This window comes from Aquabacterium sp. A08 (assembly GCF_011742065.1).
In genome coordinates this window covers 1-271 of sequence record NZ_JAAQQT010000039.1, presented here as the reverse complement: position 1 = coordinate 271, position 271 = coordinate 1, and the positions used below count along the sequence as shown (strand labels likewise).

Below are 271 nucleotides of genomic sequence, written 5' to 3'. Positions count from 1 at the left end.
CCGAAGCGCGACTGCAGCGGCTCGGACACCTGGCCCGGGGCCAGGGCGTTCATCACCTGCTCGAACTCGGGCACGAACTGGCCGGGCACGGCCCAACCCAGGTCGCCGCCTTGTGGGGCCGAGCCGTCCTGGCTGTGGGCGCGGGCCAGGTCTTCGAAGGAGGCCTGGCCGCTGGCGATCTGCTGGCGCCAGCGCGCCAGCTGGTCGGCCGCGGCCTGCGGGCTGAGCTGCGCGCTGGGGCGCAGCAGGATGTGGCGCGCCAGGGTCTGGG

1 protein-coding gene is annotated in these 271 nt (G+C 75.3%); it reads right to left on the bottom strand.

From position 1 onward, the window contains the following. Window positions 1–271, bottom strand: a 271-nt coding sequence (locus tag HA630_RS00225) for a peptidylprolyl isomerase (protein ID WP_208299875.1), incomplete at both ends; no start/stop codon positions are given.